The following is a 17,537-nucleotide window of genomic DNA, read 5'->3' on the forward strand; positions in this document are numbered from 1 at the left end:
GAAACTTGCCAAGATTCACCACTGCCCCTCCCCGGCGGGGCCGGGCGGCAGGGCGGGGCCGGGCGGCAGGCGGGATCGGGCGGCAGGGCGGGGCCGGGCGGCAGGGCGGGGCCGGGCGGCAGGCCGTTTCCGGCGGGACCGGACGGCGTCAGGGGGCTACCTTGCCGTCATGGATCTGGCGTACCTGCGGGCGCACCCTGAGCACCTGCCGACCTTCCTGACCCACCAGCGGATCCGCGAGACGCCGGTCGCCGGCGGCGACATCTGCGCCGCGTCCCGGCTCACGCTGGACGACGGGCACTCGGTGTTCGCCAAGACCTGGCCGGAGACCGCCGCAGGACCGGCGCCTGAGGGCTTCTTCGCCGCCGAGGCGGCCGGCCTGCGCTGGCTGCGCGAGGCCGGGACGGTCGCCGTACCGGAGGTGATCGTGGCGCTGCCCGGGCTGCTCGCGCTGGAGTGGGTCGACCCCGGCGAGCCGACGCCCGAGGCGGCCGAGCGGTTCGGTCGCGAGCTGGCGGCCCTGCACCGGGCCGGGGCGCCGGCCTTCGGGGCCGACTGGACCGGCTTCGTCGGGTCCCTCCCGCAGGACAACCGGCCGGACGAGGGCCCCTGGTCGCGCTGGTTCGCCCGGCGTCGGCTGCTGCCCCACCTGCGTCGCGTGGTGGACGGCGGCGGGCTCACCGGCGTCGAGGCCACGCTGGTCGAGCAGGTCGTCGAGCGGATCGGGGAGTTCGGCGGGGACGAGCCACCGGCCCGGATCCACGGGGACCTCTGGCCGGGCAACGCGCTCTGGGGCGCCGAGGGCCGGGTCTGGCTGGTCGACCCGGCGGCGCACGGCGGGCACCGCGAGACCGACCTGGCGCAGCTCGCCCTCTTCGGCGGCGTGCCGCATCTCGACCGGATCCTCGCCGCGTACGCGCAGGAGTGGCCGCTGGCCGACGGGTGGCGGGAGCGGGTCCCGCTGCACCAGCTCCACCTGCTGCTGGTGCACGCCGCCCTGTTCGGTGGCGCGTACCGCGATGCGGTCGCCCGCACCGCCCGGTCGGCGCTGGCCGGGCTCGGGCGCGCTACCGTCGACTGGTGACCGCCGCCCCGCCGACCCACGGCGCCCTCGCCGACCGGTACGGCCGCGTCGTCCGGGACCTCCGGGTCTCCCTGACCGACAAGTGCAACCTGCGCTGCACCTACTGCATGCCGGCAGAGGGGCTGGCCTGGCTGCCTGCCCCGCAACTGCTCGGCGACGACGAGATCGTCCGGCTGGTCGGGGTCGCGGTGCGCCTGCTCGGCGTGACCGAGGTGCGGTTCACCGGCGGGGAGCCGCTGATCCGGCCGGGGCTGCTCAACATCGTGGCCGCCGTGGCGGCGCTGGAGCCGCGCCCCCGGATCTCGCTGACCACCAACGGCATCGGACTGGACCGGCTCGCTCCCGGGCTGCGCGCCGCCGGGCTGGACCGGGTGAACGTGTCGCTGGACACGCTGGATCCGCAGCGGTTCGCCCGGCTGACCCGGCGCCCGCGCCTGGCGGACGTGCTGGCCGGGCTGGCCGGGGCCGCCGCCGCCGGACTCACCCCCGTGAAGATCAACTCGGTGCTGATGCGCGGCGTCAACGACGACGAGGCGCCCGAGCTGCTCCGCTTCGCCCTCGCCCACGGCTACGAGCTGCGCTTCATCGAGCAGATGCCGCTCGACGCCCAGCACGGTTGGAACCGCGACACGATGGTCACCGCCGAAGGGATCCTGGCCTCCCTGCGCGGCGAGTTCGACCTGGTGCCCGACCCGGCGGAGCGCGGCGCGGCGCCGGCCGAGACCTGGCTGGTCGACGGCGGCCCGGCCCGGGTCGGCGTGATCGCCAGCGTCACGCGGCCGTTCTGCGGCGACTGCGACCGCACCCGACTGACCGCCGACGGGCAGGTGCGCGCCTGCCTCTTCGCCACGGAGGAGTCCGACCTGCGTGGCGCCCTGCGGGCCGGGGCGGACGACGACGAGCTGGCCCGGCGCTGGCGGGTCGCGACGTGGGGCAAGCGGGCCGGGCACGGCATCGACGACCCGGCCTTCCTGCAGCCCGCCCGGCCGATGTCCGCGATCGGAGGCTGACCGTGGCAGAACCGACGAGCCCGGCTGACACCGGGCCACCGGCCCAGGCGGACCCGGCCCGCGCCGGGGCGCGGCTGACCGTCCGTTACTTCGCGGGGGCGCGGGCCGCCGCCGGCCGGACGGAGGAGACCGCATCCGCCGGCCGGTCCCTGGACGAACTCCTCGTGGAACTGACCGACCGGCACGGCGAGCGGCTCGCCGCCGTCCTGACGGTGGCGAGTTTCCTGGTCGACGGCGTGACCTGTCATGATCGGCGGGCCCCGCTACCGGCCGGGACCACGATCGACGTCCTGCCGCCCTTCGCGGGTGGCTGAGGGAGGCGCACACATGCTGGCGGCACTGGCGTTCGTCGCCACCATGGCACTGATCACCGGCCTGATCCACCTCTACCTGTGGAAGCGCCTGGTGCGGGACACCACCGCCCCGGGGCGCTGGCGCCGGATCGGTGGGATCACCGCCCTGGTGCTCGCGCTGCTCGTACCGGCGACCATGGCCGGCACCCAGGCGGGCCTCTACTGGCTCGCGTGGCCGGGCTACCTCTGGCTCGCCGTCATGTTCTACCTGCTGGTCCTGCTGGTGGCGCTGGAAGTGCCGATGGCGGTGACGAAGCTCGTACTGCGCCGTCGGGTCGCCGCCGCGGAACCCACCGCCGCCGCGCCCGAGCCGGCCATGGTGGGCGCGGCGGGCCCGGCGGACCCGCCGGCCGCCGACGCCGTCGGGCAGCCCGACCACGACCCGGCCCGCCGGCTGCTGCTCGCCCGTGGGGCGGCGATCTTCGCCGGGCTCACCGCCACCGGCCTCACCGGGTACGGCATCCGCACCGCCCTCGGCCCGCCGCAGCTCGACCGGGTGCAGATCCCCCTGGCCAGGCTCCCCCGCAGCATGGACGGCCTGCGGATCGCCACCGTCTCCGACATCCACCTCGGCCCGCTGCGTGGCCGGGCGCACACCGAGCGGATCGTCGCCGCGATCAACCGCCTGGACGCCGACATCGTCGCCGTCGTCGGCGACCTGGTCGACGGCTCGGTCGCGGAGCTGGGCGAGGCGGCCGAGCCGCTGCGCGGCCTGCGCTCCCGGCACGGCAGCTACTTCGTCACCGGCAACCACGAGTACTACTCCGGGGTCGAGGAGTGGGTCCAGGAGCTGGACCGCCTCGGCCTGCGGGTCATGCAGAACGAGCGGACGGAGATCCAGGCCCGGGGCGGCGTGCTCGACCTGGCCGGAGTCAACGACGTCACGGCCGCCGGCACCGGCCTGGCGGCCCCGGCGGACTACGCCGCGGCCCTCGGCGACCGCGACCCGAACCGGCCGGTGGTGCTGCTCGCCCACCAGCCGGTCGCCGCGGTGGAGGCGGCGAAGTTCGGCGTCGACCTCCAGCTCTCCGGGCACACCCACGGCGGCCAGATGGTCCCGTTCAACCTGCTGGTGAAGCTCCAGCAACCGGTGGTCTCCGGTCTCGGCGAGGTCGACGGCACCAAGGTCTACGTCACCAACGGCGCCGGATTCTGGGGCCCCCCGGTCCGCGTCGGCGCCGAGCCGCAGATCACCCTGGTGGAGCTGCGCTCCCGCTGACCCATAGCGCGGGCGACCGGCGTTGTCCAGCACCGGATGCTCAGGTCACGGGTGTGCGTGGCGACGGGTGGGTAATGGCGCGGGCGTGACAGGATGCGGCGTGCCTCCGTTCAGTCCCGCACCCCCCGGCGGCCCTTCGCCGTTCGTCGCGGATCTGCACATCCACTCGAAGTACTCGCGCGCGTGCAGCCGCGACCTCACCCTGCCGAACCTCGGCTGGTGGGCGCGGCGCAAGGGCATCGGGGTGCTCGGCACCGGCGACTTCACCCACCCCGCCTGGTACGACCACCTCCGCGAGACGCTGCACCCCGCCGAGCCCGGCCTGCACCGGCTCAGCCCGGAGGCGGAGCGGGACATCGCCCGCCGGCTGCCGCCCCGGCTGGCGAGCGAGGCGGAGGCGGACCCCGTCCGGTTCATGCTCAGCGTGGAGATCTCGACGATCTACAAGCGCGACGACCGCACCCGCAAGGTGCACCACCTGATCTACCTGCCCGACCTGGACGCGGTGGCCCGGTTCAACACGGCGCTCGGGCGCATCGGCAACCTCGGCTCGGACGGCCGGCCGATCCTCGGCCTGGACTCCCGGGACCTGCTGGAGATCACCCTGGAGGCCAGCGCCGACGGCTACCTCGTGCCGGCGCACATCTGGACCCCGTGGTTCTCCGCGCTGGGCTCGAAGTCGGGCTTCGACGCGATCGCCGACTGCTACGCCGACCTCGCCGAGCACATCTTCGCCGTCGAGACCGGCCTCTCCTCCGACCCCGGGATGAACTGGCGCGTCGGCAGCCTGGACCGCTACCGCCTGGTGTCGAACTCGGACGCGCACTCGCCGCCGGCCCTGGCCCGGGAGGCCACCGTCTTCGCCACCACCCGCGACTACTTCGCCATCCGGGACGCCCTGCGTACCGGCGACGGGCTGGCCGGGACCATCGAGTTCTTCCCCGAGGAGGGCAAGTACCACGCCGACGGGCACCGGCTCTGCGGGGTCAACTGGTCGCCCGAGAAGACCCGCGCCGCCGGTGGCCGCTGCCCGGAGTGCGGCAAGCCGCTGACCGTCGGCGTGCTCAGCCGGGTCGAGGAGCTGGCCGACCGACCGTCGGGGCACCGCCCCGAACACGCCCGCGACGTCACCCACCTGGTGCCGCTGGCCGAGGTGCTCGGCGAGCTCAACAAGGTGGGCGCGCGGTCCAAGAAGGTCGAGGGGAAGCTCCACGAGCTGGTCGCCGCCCTCGGCCCCGAGCTGGAGATCCTCACCACCACCCCGCTCGACGAGATCGGCAGGGTCGGCGGGGAACTGCTCGCCGAGGGCATCGGCCGGCTGCGCCGGGGCGACGTGCGCCGCGTCCCCGGCTACGACGGCGAGTACGGCGTCATCACCCTCTTCGACCCGGCCGAGCTGGGCGGCGACGCGGGCGGTGCCCAGGAGACGCTCTTCGACGTACCCGTGCCGGCGCAGCGCACTCCCACGGAGCCGGCGCCGAAGCCACGGACCAGGCGCCCGGCGGCGACCAAGGCCGAACCGAAGCGCAAGGCCGTGCCGCCCGCGCCGCCGCCCCCGATCGCGCCCGCGCCCTCGCCGCACGAGCCGTTCGAGCCGATGCTCGCCGGGATGGAGGAGGTCGGCACCGGCCTCCTCGACCGCCTGGACGCCATGCAGCGGGTGGCCGCCTCCGCGCCGGGCGGCCCGCTGCTCATCGTCGCCGGGCCGGGCACCGGCAAGACCCGGACGCTGACCCACCGGATCGCCTACCTCTGCGCGGAGCTGAACGTCTTCCCGGAGCAGTGCCTGGCGATCACGTTCACCCGGCGGGCCGCCGAGGAGCTGCGGCACCGCCTCGACGGCCTGCTCGGGCCGGTCGCCGAGGACGTCACCGTCGGCACCTTCCACTCGCTGGGCCTGACCATCCTCCGGGAGAACGCCGACGCCGTCGGCCTGCCGGCGGACTTCCGGATCGCCGACGACACCCAGCGGGCGGAGGCCCGCGCCGAGGCCGGCACCGACGACAGCGCCTACGCGGCGCTGCTGCGCAAGCAGGACCTGGTGGACCTGGACGAGCTGCTGACCCTGCCGGTCGCACTGCTCAGGGCCGACAAGAAGCGCGTCCGGCACTACCGGGAACGCTGGCGGTGGATCTTCGTCGACGAGTACCAGGACGTCGACGAGGTGCAGTACGAGCTGCTGCGCCTGCTCAGCCCCGCCGACGGCAACCTCTGCGCGATCGGCGACCCGGACCAGGCCATCTACTCGTTCCGGGGCGCCGACGTCGGCTACTTCCTGCGCTTCTCGCAGGACTTCACCGACGCCCGGCTGGTCCGGCTCAACCGCAACTACCGTTCCTCCGCGCCGATCCTGGCCGCCGCCGTGCAGGCCATCGCGCCGTCGTCGCTGGTGCGGGGCCGTCGGCTCGACCCGGCCCGGCTCGACCCGGAGGCCCCGCTGGTGGGTCGCTACCCGGCGGCCTCCGTCGCCGACGAGGCGGACTTCGTCGTACGCACCATCGACGAGCTGGTCGGCGGGCTCTCCCACCGGTCGCTGGACTCGGGGCGCATCGACGGCCGTTCCACGTCGCTGTCCTTCTCCGACATCGCGGTGCTCTACCGCACCGACGCGCAGGCCGCGCCGATCGTGGACGCGCTGGCCCGGGCGAACATCCCGGTGCAGAAGCGCTCGCACGACCGGCTGCGGGACCGGCCCGGGGTGGCCGCCATCGCCCGCGAGCTGCGCCACGCCGACGGGCTCGACGGTTCGCTGGTCGCCCGGGTCCGGCTGGCCGGGCAGGTGCTGGCGGAACGCTTCGCCGTGCCGACGCTGGACGGTGCCGGCACCGTACGCCCCGAGGACGTCCGCTCGGCCGTCGACCTGCTCACCCCGCTGGCCCGGCGCTGCGGCGACGACCTGCCGCTGTTGTTGTCCCAGCTCGCCACCGGGGCGGAGGTGGACGCGCTCGACCCCCGTGCCGAGGCCGTCACGCTGCTCACCCTGCACGCCGCCAAGGGGCTGGAGTTCCCGGTGGTCTTCCTGGTCGGTGCCGAGGACGGGCTGCTCCCGTTGCGTTGGCCCGGCAGCACGCCCGACGAGGACGCGGTCGCCGAGGAACGGCGGCTCTTCTTCGTCGGGCTGACCCGGGCCCAGGACCGGCTGTACGTGACCCACGCCGCCCGGCGCAGCCGGCACGGCACGGAACGCGAGTGCGCCCCGTCGCCGTTCCTCGACGTCATCGACCCGGGCCTCTTCGAGCGCTTCGGCGAGGCCGAGGCCCGCCGCCCCCGCGACCGCCAGCTCCGCCTCATCTGACCGATCCCGCCGGCAGCGCGCCGGTGGTCGTCGCGGCTCCGGATGCCCCGTCAGGCGACCAGGGCGGCCAGCCAGGCGCCGGCGAGCAGGGCCGGGCCCAGCGGGAGCGGGGTGTCGCGACGCACCCTGCCGGCGACCAGCAGGGCGAGCACCACCACGCCGTGCAGCAGGTGCGGCAGGAGCAGCCCGAGCGCCAGGGACGACCCGCCGAGCCAGCCGAGCGGCAGGCCCAGGACGGCGGCGAGCTTCACGTCGCCGAAGCCCAGCCGGGAGCCGGGCAGCAACGCCAGCAGCACGTGGCAGGCGAAGCAGAGCACGGCCCCGGCCGCCGCGCCGAGCAGCCGCCCGACGCTCCCGGTGGTCAGCGCCGCGCCGGTCAGGCCGACGGCGGCGACCAGCGCGGCGGTGCCGACCAGCGGGTCGGGCAGCCGCAGGCAGGCCAGGTCGACGAGGGCGAGCACCTGCCCGACGGTCGCCAGCCCGAGGAGCGCCGGCAGGGCGGGGTCGGTCCCCAGGGCCGCCCCGAGCCCGGCGAACACCACCGCCCCCGCCGACGCGCCCCACCCGGCCCCCGGTCCGGTGGCGCGCGGTGTGGCGGCGCGCGGTGTGGCGGCGCGCGGTCCGGCGGAGGTGGCGAAGTGGTGGGCGGCCCGGGGCGCGGCGAGACCGGTCAGGGCGCCGAGCAGCGCCACGCACACCAGCAGCCCGGTCGACACGGGCGGACGCTACCGGCGCGACGGCTCCGACGTGGTGCCCCCGGCGGGACGTCGGGGTCTCTCTGTGCTCACCACGACTGCCAAGCCGGCGACGATGACCGCGCCGCCGAGCACCACCCGCGCGGCGACCGCCTCGGCGGCGACCAACGCGCCGAGCGCCACCGCGACCACCAGCAGCAGCGCGGTCCGGAGCGGGCCGGCCGGGCGGCGCCCGTGCGCCCGGTTCCGACGATCGGTCCGGCCGCGGTGCCGGCGGAGGCCGGCTGCGGTGCACTCGGTGGAGGTGGGCTCATCGGTGGACACGCTACGGTGGCCTGGGCGTCGGCGGCCCTCGTTGGCGGCCGGCTTCTCACCACTCGCACGGGAGGCGTGCATGGCGAACTACGGAGCACCGGGTCACGGGGACCCGGACCCGTGGCACGGGCGGCGCCCCGACGAGTCGTACGGCCCGCCGGCCGGCCCCCGGCGGGACGGCTGGGATGAACCGTACGGCCCTCCCGGCGCGCCCCCGTACGCCTCCCCGGACGACGGCACGGCCGTCGCCTCTCCGTACGCCGCGGGCCCCGTCCCGCCCCCGCAACGCCGACGTGGCCGGGCGGCTCCGGTCGCGGCGGTACTGGTCACGGTGGTGCTCCTGGTGCTGGTGGGCGGGGCCGCGGTGCTCTACCTGCTCGACCAGGACGACAGTGCGCCCGTCGCCACGCCGAGCGAGCCCGCGCCGGCGGCGCGGACCGATCCGCCCGACGTGCCGGCGAGTGCGGCGGCCGCCGCGCCGAGCCCCCCCGCCGCCCCCGAGTCCTCGGCCGATCCGCGCTTCGTCAAGGCCGGCCAGTGCGTCCGCAACGCCGGCCCGGCCGGTGGCAAGCCCAAGCTGCTGATCAGTGCCTGCGCCCCGCAGACGTACGAGGTGCTGCGTCGGATCGACGGGGCGACCAGCGGCGAGAAGGACGCGGCGGCGAAGTGCGCCAAGGTCGACGGCTACACCAACTGGTACTTCTTCGACAGCGAGCTGGACACCCTCGACTTCGTGCTCTGCCTCAAGCAGCGCTGAGCACCGCACCCCCCGATCCATCGGACTCCCGAACCACCGCACCCCGAGCGGCCCCACCCCTGAGGAAGAGATGACGACCTACGGATCACCCGCGCAGCCGGACGACCCCTACCAGCGCCCGCCCGGCACCCCGGGCGGCCCGCCACCCATCGACCCGACCCTGCCGGAGTGGGGTCAGCCGCCCGCCGCCGGACAATGGGGCCAGCAGCAGTACCCGGGCGGCGACCCGCAGTGGGGCCAGCAGCAACCGGGGAGCGACCCGCAGTGGGGCCAGCAGCAGTACCCGGGCGGCGACCCGCAGTGGGGCCAGCAGCAACCGGGGAGCGACCCGCAGTGGGGCCAGCCGTCCGGCGGTGAATCGCCGGCCAACCCGCAGTGGGGCCAGCCGGACCCGATGTGGAACCAGCCCGCGCAGCCGCCGGCCCCGGACCCGGGCTACCCCCCGCCGCCGACCTCCGGGGCCGGATACCCGCCCCCCGGTTCCGGGGCGGGTTATCCACCACCCAGCTCCGGGGCGGGCTACCCAGCGCCCAGCTCCGGGGCGGGCTACCCGCCGGCCGGGCCGTATCCGCCGGCGGGGCCGGTGCCGACACCGGCGCCCGGAGGTCAGTGGGGCGCCCCGCCGCCACCGCTGCCCGGCGGTTACGGGATGCCGCTGGGCGCCGCGCCGGCGCAGAAGAGCGGCGGCGGCAAGGTCGCGCTGGTCATCGGCCTGGTGGTGGTGCTCCTGCTCTGCCCGTGCGTCGGCCTGGCCGGCTGGGCGTTCTGGCAGGGCGGCGACGACGAGGACCCGATCGCCGCCCCGACGGTGAGCGCCTCCGCCGCCCCGACGGGACAGCCGACGGGCCAGCCGACGCCGGAGCCGACGGACGACCCGACGATCGAGCCGACCGACGAGCCCAGCGCGGCGCCAACCTCCGCCAGGCCGAGCCCCACCACCAGGAGGGACTTCGCCAAGGGCGACTGCGTGGTCAACGACGGCACCGCGAGCAAGGCCAAGCTGCGGAAGGTGCCCTGCGGTCCCAACACCTACGAGGTGCTGCTGCGGATCCCGGGCACGGCGGACGGCAGCCGGTGCAAGACCCGGGCCCCGGAGGCGACCGCGAACTACGTGCACGACAACTCGGTGGACTTCCTCGACTACGTGCTCTGCCTGAAGAAGCGCTGAGCACCGGAACCGATCGGCAAAACTAGGGCTGTCTAGCGTGGATGCTAGACAGCCCTAGTTTCTTGTCGAGACGATCCGGGTGGCCCGACACGCCGGTTGCCCCATCTACGCATGTCTAGTCCCGCAGCTAGACGGCCCGATACTGTGCGATGCGTGGATCCGGTCCGCAACCCGTACGCCCCGGGCGCCGGCCAGCGTCCCCCCGAGCTCGCCGGGCGGGGGCGCGAGCTGGACGTCTTCGACGTCGTGCTGGAGCGCATCGCCCGGGGCCGGCCCGAACGCAGCCTGATGCTCACCGGCCTGCGCGGGGTCGGCAAGACGGTGCTGCTCAACACCCTGCGCTCCCAGGCGATCAACCACCTCTGGGGCAGCGGCAAGATCGAGGCTCGGCCGGACCAGTCGCTGCGCCGCCCGATCGCCGCCGCGCTGCACATGGCCGTCCGGGAGTTGGCGCCCCGGCACCGCGCGCCCGACCGGATCGACGCCTTCCTCGGCGTGCTCAAGGCGTTCGCCCAGCGGACCGCGCCGACCGGTCGCGGCAACGCCGCCCCGAAGCTGCGCGACCGGTGGCAGCCCGGCATCGACGTCCCCGCGGCCAGCGGCCGGGCCGACTCGGGCGACATCGAGATCGACCTGGTCGAGCTGCTCACCGACGCCGCGGCGGTGGCCGCCGACGTCGGCACCGGAATCGCGATCTTCATCGACGAGATGCAGGACCTCGGCCCGGAGGACGTCTCCGCTCTCTGCGCCGCCTGCCACGAGCTGTCCCAGCTCGGCGCGCCGCTGATCGTGGTCGGCGCCGGGCTGCCGCACCTGCCGGCCGTGCTCAGCGCGGCCAAGTCGTACTCGGAGCGGCTCTTCCGCTACCAGCGCATCGACCGGCTCGACCGGATCGCCGCCGACCAGGCGCTCTGCGCCCCCGCCGACCGCGAGGAGGTCGAGTACGAGCCGAAGGCCCTGGACCTGCTCTACGAGAAGTCCGGCGGCTACCCCTACTTCGTGCAGGCGTACGGGAAGGCGACCTGGGACCACGCGCCCCGCTCACCGATCACCGCCGCCGACGTACGCGTCGCCGCGCCCGAGGCCGAGGCCGAACTCGCCGTGGGCTTCTTCGGCTCCCGCTTCGAACGGGCCACCCCGGCCGAGCGCGAGTACATGCGGGCCATGGCCACGCTGTCCCTGGTGGAGGGCGAGGTCGACGGCGGGGGCCGCGACGACATGGACGCGGCGGTGCCGACGGCGGAGATCGCCCGCGCGCTGGGGCGCAAGCCGGCCAGCCTCTCCCCGGCCCGGGACGCGCTGATCAAGAAGGGCCTGATCTACTCCGGTGAGCGCGGCACGGTCGCGTTCACCGTGCCCCACTTCGGCCGTTACCTGCGCACCCAGCCGGCCTGACCGGCCGCGAGGAGCGTGTGGCGGGAACCGTCGGCGTGCAGGGCGGGCGTCAGACCTTGGACCAGGGAGGCGGGAAGAGCACCTCGCCGCGCGGCGGCGGGCCTTCGCCGCTCGTGCTCGGCGGCAGCACCAGCGCCTGCCACGGGTCGCCGAGGCCCGACCAGGGGCTGGTCAGGCCCATCCGGTCGGCCCGGCCGAAGCCGAACCGCTGGTAGTAGGCCGGGTCGCCGAGCACCACCACCAGCCGCTCGCCCAGCTCGGTGGCCGCCTCCAGGGCGGCCTGCACCACCGACGTGCCGAGCCCGATGCGCCGCCGGTGCGGCGCGACCGCCACCGGGCCGAGCGCCAGCGCCGGGGCCGTGTGGTCGTCGGACGCCACCCGGACCCGGGTGAGCAGGGCGTAGCCGACGACCTCGCCGCCGTACTCGGCGACCATCGCCAACTGCGGCACCCAGGCGTCGCTGTCGCGTAACTCCTCGACCAGCCGGACCTCCGGCGGCGTGGACACGTCGGGACGGGCGAACGCGGCGGCCAGCACCCGTCGGACCGCACCGGTGTCGGCGGGGTCCTCGGGTCGCAGCCGCAGCGTCGTCACGCCGGGCACGTTACCCGTCACAGGCGGTCCATCAGCGACGGTCGCTCGGATCGGCGTGGCGCGACGTGTACGCCCGCCGATCCGGATCGGCCGTTGCGGGGGTAGTCGGGCCGGCGACGGGGTATGACTGACCCATGACGCCCGTACGTTCCCTCGCCCGCGCCATGCTGAGCGGCATCTTCGTGGTCAGCGGGTTCAGCAACCTCCGCAACCCCGGGCGGCTGGTCCCGGCCGCGAAGCCCGTGACGGACCGGGTGACCCCGCTGCTGGAGAAGGCCGACCCCCGCATCCCCACCGACACCGAGACGCTGATCCGCGTCAACGCGGCGGTGCAGGTCGGCGCCGGACTGATGCTCGCCACCGGACGGTTCGCCCGCCCGGCGGCGTTCGTCCTGGCCGGCACGCTGGTCCCGGTGACCCTCGCCGGGCATCCCTTCTGGAACAACGACGATCCGGCGGGGCGGCAGAACGACCAGGTCCACTTCCTGAAGAACCTGGGCCTCCTCGGCGGGCTGCTGCTCGCCGCCGCGGACACCGGCGGCAAGCCCGGGCTGCGCTGGCGGACCGGCCACCGGATCGGCCATTCCCGACGTTCCGTGCAGCGAGCCGTCCGTACCGCCCGCAGAGAGGCCCGGATCGCCGTACGATCAGCAGCAACGGCCCGACGACTGCCGGGCTGACCTGCGTCGATACCTCCCTCCGGCCCGCCCCTCACGTGCCAACGCCGCGAATCACCTGAACCACCCGACAGGCGTTAACGCGGTGGAAATGTCAAAAACATGTGTGGGATCGGACACGGTCGCATAACGCGGGAGGCATTAACGTGAGGCGCCGTTCTAGGCTCCGTGCAGGACCTGGACGGATAGGACGACCTTGGTACGGGGGTGGCGACGCCATGCCGGCGACCGTCGGTAGACGGGTGGATCGCCTCGCCCCAGTCCGTCGCGTGACGCGGGGGATCGATCGTAGGACCGTCGTACGGGCGGGTGTCGTGGCCGCCGTCGCCTATGCCGCATGGCTCGCCATCGGCGCCTTCGGGCGACCGTACAACTTCTTCGACATGAAGATCTACCACGGCGCGGTGGTGTGGTGGGCGAGCGGTCACGAGCTCTACGAGTTCATCGCACCCGGCACCACCCTGGGCTTCACGTACCCGCCCTTCGGTGGTCTGGTGATGCTGCCGATGGCGCACCTGCCGGTCGAGCTGGCCGGGATGGTCAACGCGCTCGCCAGCGTCGCCGCCCTGGCCATCGTGCTGGCCGGGCTGCTACGTCCGATCGTCGACCGGCTCGGCTGGCCCCTGTGGTTCACCGTGGGGATCGCGACGCCGCTGGCGGTCGCCGTCGAGCCGGCCCGGGAGACCCTCGGCTACGGCCAGGTGAACCTGCTCCTCTTCGCGCTGATCATGGCGGATCTGGTCGGCCTGCGCTGGCGGTCGCGCCGGGGCACACACGTCGCCCCCACCGACGGCCCGCTGCTGCGGTTCGTCTACAGCGGCGCCTGGGCCGGCGTCGGCATCGGCCTGGCCACCGCGGTGAAGCTGACCCCGGCGCTGTTCATCGTGTACCTGATGATCACGCGCCAGTGGCGCGCGGCGGCCACCGCGGTCGGCACGGTGATCGCCGTGACGCTCGGTTCCTTCGCGGTCGTCGGCACCGAGTCCCGGGCCTACTTCGGCGGCGTGCTCTGGCAGACCGAGCGGGTCGGGGCGGCCGACATGACGCCCAACCAGTCGCTGGCGGGGCTGCTGGCGCGGCTCTACGACTCGATCGAGACGCCCGGCCTGCTCTGGCTGGCGTTCTCGGTGCTGTTGCTGGCGGTCGGCCTCTCCCGCGCCGTCAACGCCCGCGCCGACGGCGACGAGCTGACCGCGTTCACGCTCGTCGGCCTCACCGCCAACGTGATCAGCCCGATCTCCTGGACGCACCACCTGGTCTGGGTGATCCCGGCGGTCATCGTGCTGGCCGACGCCGCCGTACGCCGCCGCGAAGCCAGTCGCGGGCTGGCGCAGCGGGCCGGTCAGGGCGCGTACGGCGGGCCGCCCGGGGTCACCGGGCTGCGCTCGCCGATCTGGTACCCGACGCTGACCGGGCTGCGGCACGGCGTCGCCGCGATCGGGCTCTACCTGCTCTTCCTGATCTCGCCGATCTGGCCGTACGAGCACCAGCTCCCCGAGGTGTCCCACTACCAGGACGGCCTCTTCGGCGCCCTGATGGAGAACTCGTTGGCGCTGGCCCTGATCGTGCTGGTCGCGGCGCTGCCCTGGCGCCCCGGCGCCGAGCCGGCCTTCTACGCCGACCGGTTCGGCCGCCAGGCCGCCCCGGGCGCGCGCCGCTGACCCGAGGCGCGCGCCGCTGACCCGAGGCGCGCGCCGCCGACCGGAGGGCGTGCCCCCTCAGGGGCAGTTCACCCACTCCTCGGTGCCGTCGGCGAAGACCTGCCGCTTCCAGATCGGCAGCCGCGCCTTGACCTCGTCGACCAGCCGGGCGCAGGCCGCGAACGCGGCGGCCCGGTGGGCGGTGCTGACGGCCGCCACCAGGGCCGCGTCGCCGATGGCGAGCGGGCCGACGCGGTGCGACACCGCGACCGCGTAGACGTCCGGGTCGGCGGCCACCTCGGCCGCGACCTCCCGCAGGATCCGCCCGGCGCTCGGGTGGCCCTCGTACTCCAGGCTGGTCACCACGCGGCCGTGGTCGTGGTCGCGGACCACCCCCTGGAACGAGACCACCGCGCCGGCCCGGCGGTCCGCGACCGCCGCCTCGTGCGCGGCGAGGTCGAGCGGCCGGTCGGTGACCTCACCGAACGTCGCAGCCGATGCCGTCACCACGCACGCTCCCCGGGCAGCAGCGGCAGCGGCACGACCGGAACCCGGTCGCCCGGCTCGCCCGAGGTGCCGGGGCGGATGACGGCGAACCCGTCGGCGCCGGCCAGCCCGCGCAGCATCGCCGAGCCGACGTGCCGGACCGGGTGGGCGGTGCCGGCGGTCCGGTCCACCCGGACCAGCGCCAGGTGGGTGTAGGCGCCCCGGCCGCGCACCGGCTCGGCGAGCGTGGCGTGCGGCAGCACCGGCATCGGGCGACCCGCCAGGCCGGCCAGCAGCGGGGCGACCAGCGAGACCAGGGCGACGATGGCGGACTGCGGGTTGCCGGGCAGCCCGGCGACGAACCGGACCCGGCCGTCGGCGTCGGCGAGCCGCGCCAGCAGCATCGGGAACCCGGGCCGCACCGCCACCGTGTTGACGACGTAGTCGGCGCCGAGCGCCTCCAGCGCCGGATGCAGGTGGTCGACCGGCCCGTGCATCGTGCCGCCGGTGGTGCACACCAGGTCGGCGGTGGCCAGCGCGGCGCGCAGCGCCGCCACGTGCGCGGGGAGCGTGTCCGCGACCGGTCCCACCACGTCCGAGGGGCGGACCACGCAGCCGTACCGGCGCAGCCAGGCCGGCACCGCCGGCCCGAGCGCGTCCCGCACCCGCCCCGCGGCGGGTGGGCCGGTGGTCAGCAGCTCGTCGCCGAAGACCAGCAGGGCGGCGCGGGGCTGCCGCCGCACCAGCAGGCGGTCGTGCCCGCAGGAAGCGGCCAGGCCGATGAGCGCGGGGTCCACCGGCGTGCCGGCGGGGACGAGTTCCTCCCCGGCGTACGCCTCCTCGCCCGGCTCGCGCCACTCCGGTGCGGGCCGGGGCGTGCCCTCGACCAGCCCCTCCGCCGTAAGGCGGGACTCCTCCACCCGCAGCACGGCCGTCGTGCCCTCCGGCACCATCGCACCGGTGGCGATCTCGACCGTCGTCCCGTCGTCGGTCAGCGGGGCCGGGGTGCCGCCCGCCAGCACCCGCCCGACCGGCCGCCACGGTCCGGTGCCCCGCACCGCCCAGCCGTCGACGCTGGAGGTGGGGAAGGCGGGCAGGTCCGTACGGGTCGCCAGCGGCTCGGCGAGGGTGTGCCCGTCGATCTCGGCGAGCGGCCGGCTGACGGCGGGGAGCGCGGCGGCCAGGCCGACGGCGTACACCCGGGACCGGGCCTCCTCCCACCCGGCGGGCGGGGGCGCGCTGACCGGCTCGGCGGCTGGTGCGGTTTCCGTGCTCACCCGCCGAGCCTAACGGTGCGCCCCGCCCGTCGCGCCGCCAGCGGCACCGCGCCCACCGGTTGGCCGCGTCGTCAGTGGTCGCCGCCGCGGAGCTGGTCGACGGCGTGGGTGAGGATCGGACCGAGCACGGCGAGGCCGTCCCTGGCCCCGCCGGTCGAGCCGGGCAGGTTGACCACCAGCATCCGGCCGACGACGCCGGCGAGCCCCCGGGAGAGCGCGGCGGCGGGGACCTTGTCGCGGCTGTGCGCCCGGATCGCCTCGGCGATGCCGGGGATCTCGTGGTCGAGCAGCGCCCGGGTCACCTCGGGGGTGCGGTCGGAGGGGTTGATCCCCGTGCCGCCGCTGGTCAGCACCACGTCGATGCCGTCGGCCAGGGCGGCGCGCAGCGCCTCGCCCACGGGCTCGCCGTCGGGCACCACCACCGGCCCGTCCACCTCGCAGCCGAGGTCGCGCAGGCCCGCCACGAGCAGCGGACCGCTGGTGTCCGCGTACACCCCCGCGGCGGCCCGGTTGGACGCCACGACCACCCGCGCCCGGATCACGGCCGTTCCTCGGGTCGGACCCACAGGCCGGTCTTGCCGCCCTCCTTGCGCAGCACCCGGACCGCCTCCACGCTGGCCGCCGGGTCGACCGCCTTCACCATGTCGACCAGCGCCAGCCCGGCGACCGCCACCGCCGTCAGCGCCTCCATCTCCACGCCCGTGCGGTCCGCCGTCCGCGCGGTGGCGGTGATCTCCACGGTGTCGTCGGTGAGCGTCAGGTCGACCGTGACGCCGTGCAGGGCGATCGGGTGGCAGAGCGGGATCAGGTCGGGGGTGCGCTTCGCGCCCATGATGCCGGCCAGGCGGCCGACCGCCAGCGCGTCGCCCTTGGGCAGCCCGTCGCGGCGCAGCAGCTCGACGACCTCGGGCGTGGTGCGGAGCAGGCCGGCGGCGACGGCCAGGCGGCCGGTGACCGCCTTCGCGGAGACGTCGACCATGCGGGCCGCGCCCGCCGGATCGACGTGGGTGAGCTGCGCGGGATCGGTCACGCCCGCGAGCCTATCTTCCGGTACGCACGGCGAGCCCCACGCGCCTCGGTCCGGAGCCGGGCCGCCTCGTCGCTCTCCAGGTGCAGAAGCCGGGTCGCCGGCCGTGGCGCGTCCCGGCCACCGGGCTGCGCGGCGCGTGGGTCCGTGCCGCCGTCCGCTCACCCGGCTGCCGTCGCGATGTGTGCCCGCGGCAGCGATTCCGTAACCGAATGATCAATCAGAAGTCGGCGTGCGGGCACAGAATATCCAGCGATTCGCCACCTCACCCACCGTAGCGGTAACGCGGCGACAACACGCGGTGGAGGTGACCATTGTCCGCTGGCGGACGGGGGTTAGCGACCACCGGCAATTCGACCGATGGAAGACCTCTCCCTTTCCTGCTGAGATGATCAGGCACGGCCGACGCCACACCCGCACGGGCGCCCCACCTGCGCGCTCTGTCCAGGCTGGATGGACAGAACGTCACAAGACATAGCAGGCTTGGCTAATATTGCGCATACCGACATTTATTCCTTCGCAATGGCTCCTTACGCTCTTAAGC

Annotated in this window: 17 protein-coding genes; 10 read left to right on the forward strand and 7 right to left on the reverse strand. The window is 75.1% G+C overall.

The features are described from left to right. Positions 1 to 169 precede the first annotated feature (169 nt). The 5 genes from V6U77_RS20005 to V6U77_RS20025 all read left to right on the forward strand — a co-directional run bounded on the left by V6U77_RS20005 (position 170) and on the right by V6U77_RS20025 (position 6,961). Positions 170 to 1,084, forward strand: a complete 915-nt coding sequence (locus V6U77_RS20005) for a fructosamine kinase family protein (RefSeq protein WP_334607877.1) — start codon at positions 170 to 172, stop codon at positions 1,082 to 1,084. Further along, entirely contained in the window at positions 1,081 to 2,094 is a 1,014-nt protein-coding gene (gene moaA, locus V6U77_RS20010; RefSeq protein ID WP_334607878.1) for a GTP 3',8-cyclase MoaA, read from the forward strand. The genes V6U77_RS20005 and moaA overlap by 4 nt, the downstream gene beginning before the upstream one ends. A 74-nt stretch (positions 2,095 to 2,168) precedes the next feature. Beyond that, positions 2,169 to 2,408, forward strand: a complete 240-nt coding sequence (locus tag V6U77_RS20015; protein ID WP_334607910.1) for a MoaD/ThiS family protein — start codon at positions 2,169 to 2,171, stop codon at positions 2,406 to 2,408. A gap of 13 nt (positions 2,409 to 2,421) precedes the next feature. Then, positions 2,422 to 3,666 (forward strand): metallophosphoesterase, encoded by a 1,245-nt coding sequence (locus tag V6U77_RS20020; RefSeq protein ID WP_334607879.1) that lies wholly within the window; start codon positions 2,422 to 2,424, stop codon positions 3,664 to 3,666. 100 nt (positions 3,667 to 3,766) lie between these two features. Further along, a complete protein-coding gene (locus V6U77_RS20025) occupies positions 3,767 to 6,961 on the forward strand; it encodes a UvrD-helicase domain-containing protein (protein WP_334607880.1) in 3,195 nt (1,064 codons plus the stop codon). Positions 6,962 to 7,011: 50 nt separating this feature from the next. Here V6U77_RS20025 and V6U77_RS20030 read toward each other — a convergent pair whose 3' ends face one another. Continuing rightward, positions 7,012 to 7,677 (reverse strand): prepilin peptidase, encoded by a 666-nt coding sequence (locus V6U77_RS20030; RefSeq protein ID WP_334607881.1) that lies wholly within the window; start codon positions 7,675 to 7,677, stop codon positions 7,012 to 7,014. Positions 7,678 to 7,686: 9 nt separating this feature from the next. Continuing rightward, complete coding sequence (locus tag V6U77_RS20035) at positions 7,687 to 7,980, reverse strand: hypothetical protein (RefSeq protein WP_334607883.1); 294 nt, start codon at positions 7,978 to 7,980, stop codon at positions 7,687 to 7,689. 313 nt (positions 7,981 to 8,293) lie between these two features. On the opposite strand from V6U77_RS20035, the gene V6U77_RS20040 reads away from it, so the two are divergent. The 3 genes from V6U77_RS20040 to V6U77_RS20050 all read left to right on the forward strand — a co-directional run bounded on the left by V6U77_RS20040 (position 8,294) and on the right by V6U77_RS20050 (position 11,291). Continuing rightward, positions 8,294 to 8,728 (forward strand): LppU/SCO3897 family protein, encoded by a 435-nt coding sequence (locus V6U77_RS20040; RefSeq protein WP_442934467.1) that lies wholly within the window; start codon positions 8,294 to 8,296, stop codon positions 8,726 to 8,728. Positions 8,729 to 9,428: 700 nt separating this feature from the next. Next, positions 9,429 to 9,896, forward strand: a complete 468-nt coding sequence (locus V6U77_RS20045) for a PT domain-containing protein (protein WP_334607911.1) — start codon at positions 9,429 to 9,431, stop codon at positions 9,894 to 9,896. A gap of 153 nt (positions 9,897 to 10,049) precedes the next feature. Beyond that, positions 10,050 to 11,291: an ATP-binding protein gene (locus tag V6U77_RS20050; protein ID WP_334607884.1), complete on the forward strand. Its 1,242-nt coding sequence runs from the start codon at positions 10,050 to 10,052 to the stop codon at positions 11,289 to 11,291. A gap of 49 nt (positions 11,292 to 11,340) precedes the next feature. On the opposite strand, the gene V6U77_RS20055 is transcribed toward V6U77_RS20050, so the two are convergent. Then, entirely contained in the window at positions 11,341 to 11,895 is a 555-nt protein-coding gene (locus V6U77_RS20055) for a GNAT family N-acetyltransferase (protein WP_334607912.1), read from the reverse strand. Positions 11,896 to 12,020: 125 nt separating this feature from the next. On the opposite strand from V6U77_RS20055, the gene V6U77_RS20060 reads away from it, so the two are divergent. Next, on the forward strand, positions 12,021 to 12,566 hold the full coding sequence (locus V6U77_RS20060) for a DoxX family protein (RefSeq protein WP_334607885.1): 546 nt from the start codon (positions 12,021 to 12,023) through the stop codon (positions 12,564 to 12,566). Between the two features lie 215 nt (positions 12,567 to 12,781). Beyond that, positions 12,782 to 14,224 carry a glycosyltransferase 87 family protein gene (locus V6U77_RS20065; protein ID WP_334607886.1) on the forward strand — a complete coding sequence of 481 codons (1,443 nt, stop codon included), beginning with the start codon at positions 12,782 to 12,784 and terminating at the stop codon, positions 14,222 to 14,224. Positions 14,225 to 14,281: 57 nt separating this feature from the next. Here the strand turns inward: V6U77_RS20065 and V6U77_RS20070 are convergent, their stop codons facing one another. From V6U77_RS20070 to moaC, 4 genes are all read right to left on the reverse strand, one after another. Then, entirely contained in the window at positions 14,282 to 14,710 is a 429-nt protein-coding gene (locus V6U77_RS20070; RefSeq protein WP_334607887.1) for a molybdenum cofactor biosynthesis protein MoaE, read from the reverse strand. After that, the gene (locus tag V6U77_RS20075) at positions 14,707 to 15,966 is read right to left on the reverse strand and encodes a molybdopterin molybdotransferase MoeA (RefSeq protein ID WP_334607888.1); all 1,260 of its coding nucleotides are present in this window, start codon (positions 15,964 to 15,966) and stop codon (positions 14,707 to 14,709) included. The genes V6U77_RS20070 and V6U77_RS20075 overlap by 4 nt, the downstream gene beginning before the upstream one ends. 71 nt (positions 15,967 to 16,037) lie before the next feature. Further along, positions 16,038 to 16,508 carry a MogA/MoaB family molybdenum cofactor biosynthesis protein gene (locus tag V6U77_RS20080; RefSeq protein ID WP_334607889.1) on the reverse strand — a complete coding sequence of 157 codons (471 nt, stop codon included), beginning with the start codon at positions 16,506 to 16,508 and terminating at the stop codon, positions 16,038 to 16,040. Beyond that, positions 16,505 to 16,996: a cyclic pyranopterin monophosphate synthase MoaC gene (gene moaC, locus V6U77_RS20085; RefSeq protein WP_334607890.1), complete on the reverse strand. Its 492-nt coding sequence runs from the start codon at positions 16,994 to 16,996 to the stop codon at positions 16,505 to 16,507. Before moaC ends, V6U77_RS20080 begins: the two co-directional genes overlap by 4 nt. Positions 16,997 to 17,537 lie beyond the last annotated feature (541 nt).

This window comes from Micromonospora sp. CPCC 205546 (genome assembly GCF_036902715.1).
In the GTDB taxonomy this organism is placed as follows: domain Bacteria; phylum Actinomycetota; class Actinomycetes; order Mycobacteriales; family Micromonosporaceae; genus Micromonospora.

Coding starts and splice junctions, on each gene's coding strand:
- V6U77_RS20005 (WP_334607877.1), top strand. CDS start 170: ATGGATCTGGCGTACCTGCGGGCGCACCCTGAGCACCTGCCGACCTTC.
- V6U77_RS20020 (WP_334607879.1), top strand. CDS start 2,422: ATGCTGGCGGCACTGGCGTTCGTCGCCACCATGGCACTGATCACCGGC.
- V6U77_RS20060 (WP_334607885.1), top strand. CDS start 12,021: ATGACGCCCGTACGTTCCCTCGCCCGCGCCATGCTGAGCGGCATCTTC.
- V6U77_RS20065 (WP_334607886.1), top strand. CDS start 12,782: ATGCCGGCGACCGTCGGTAGACGGGTGGATCGCCTCGCCCCAGTCCGT.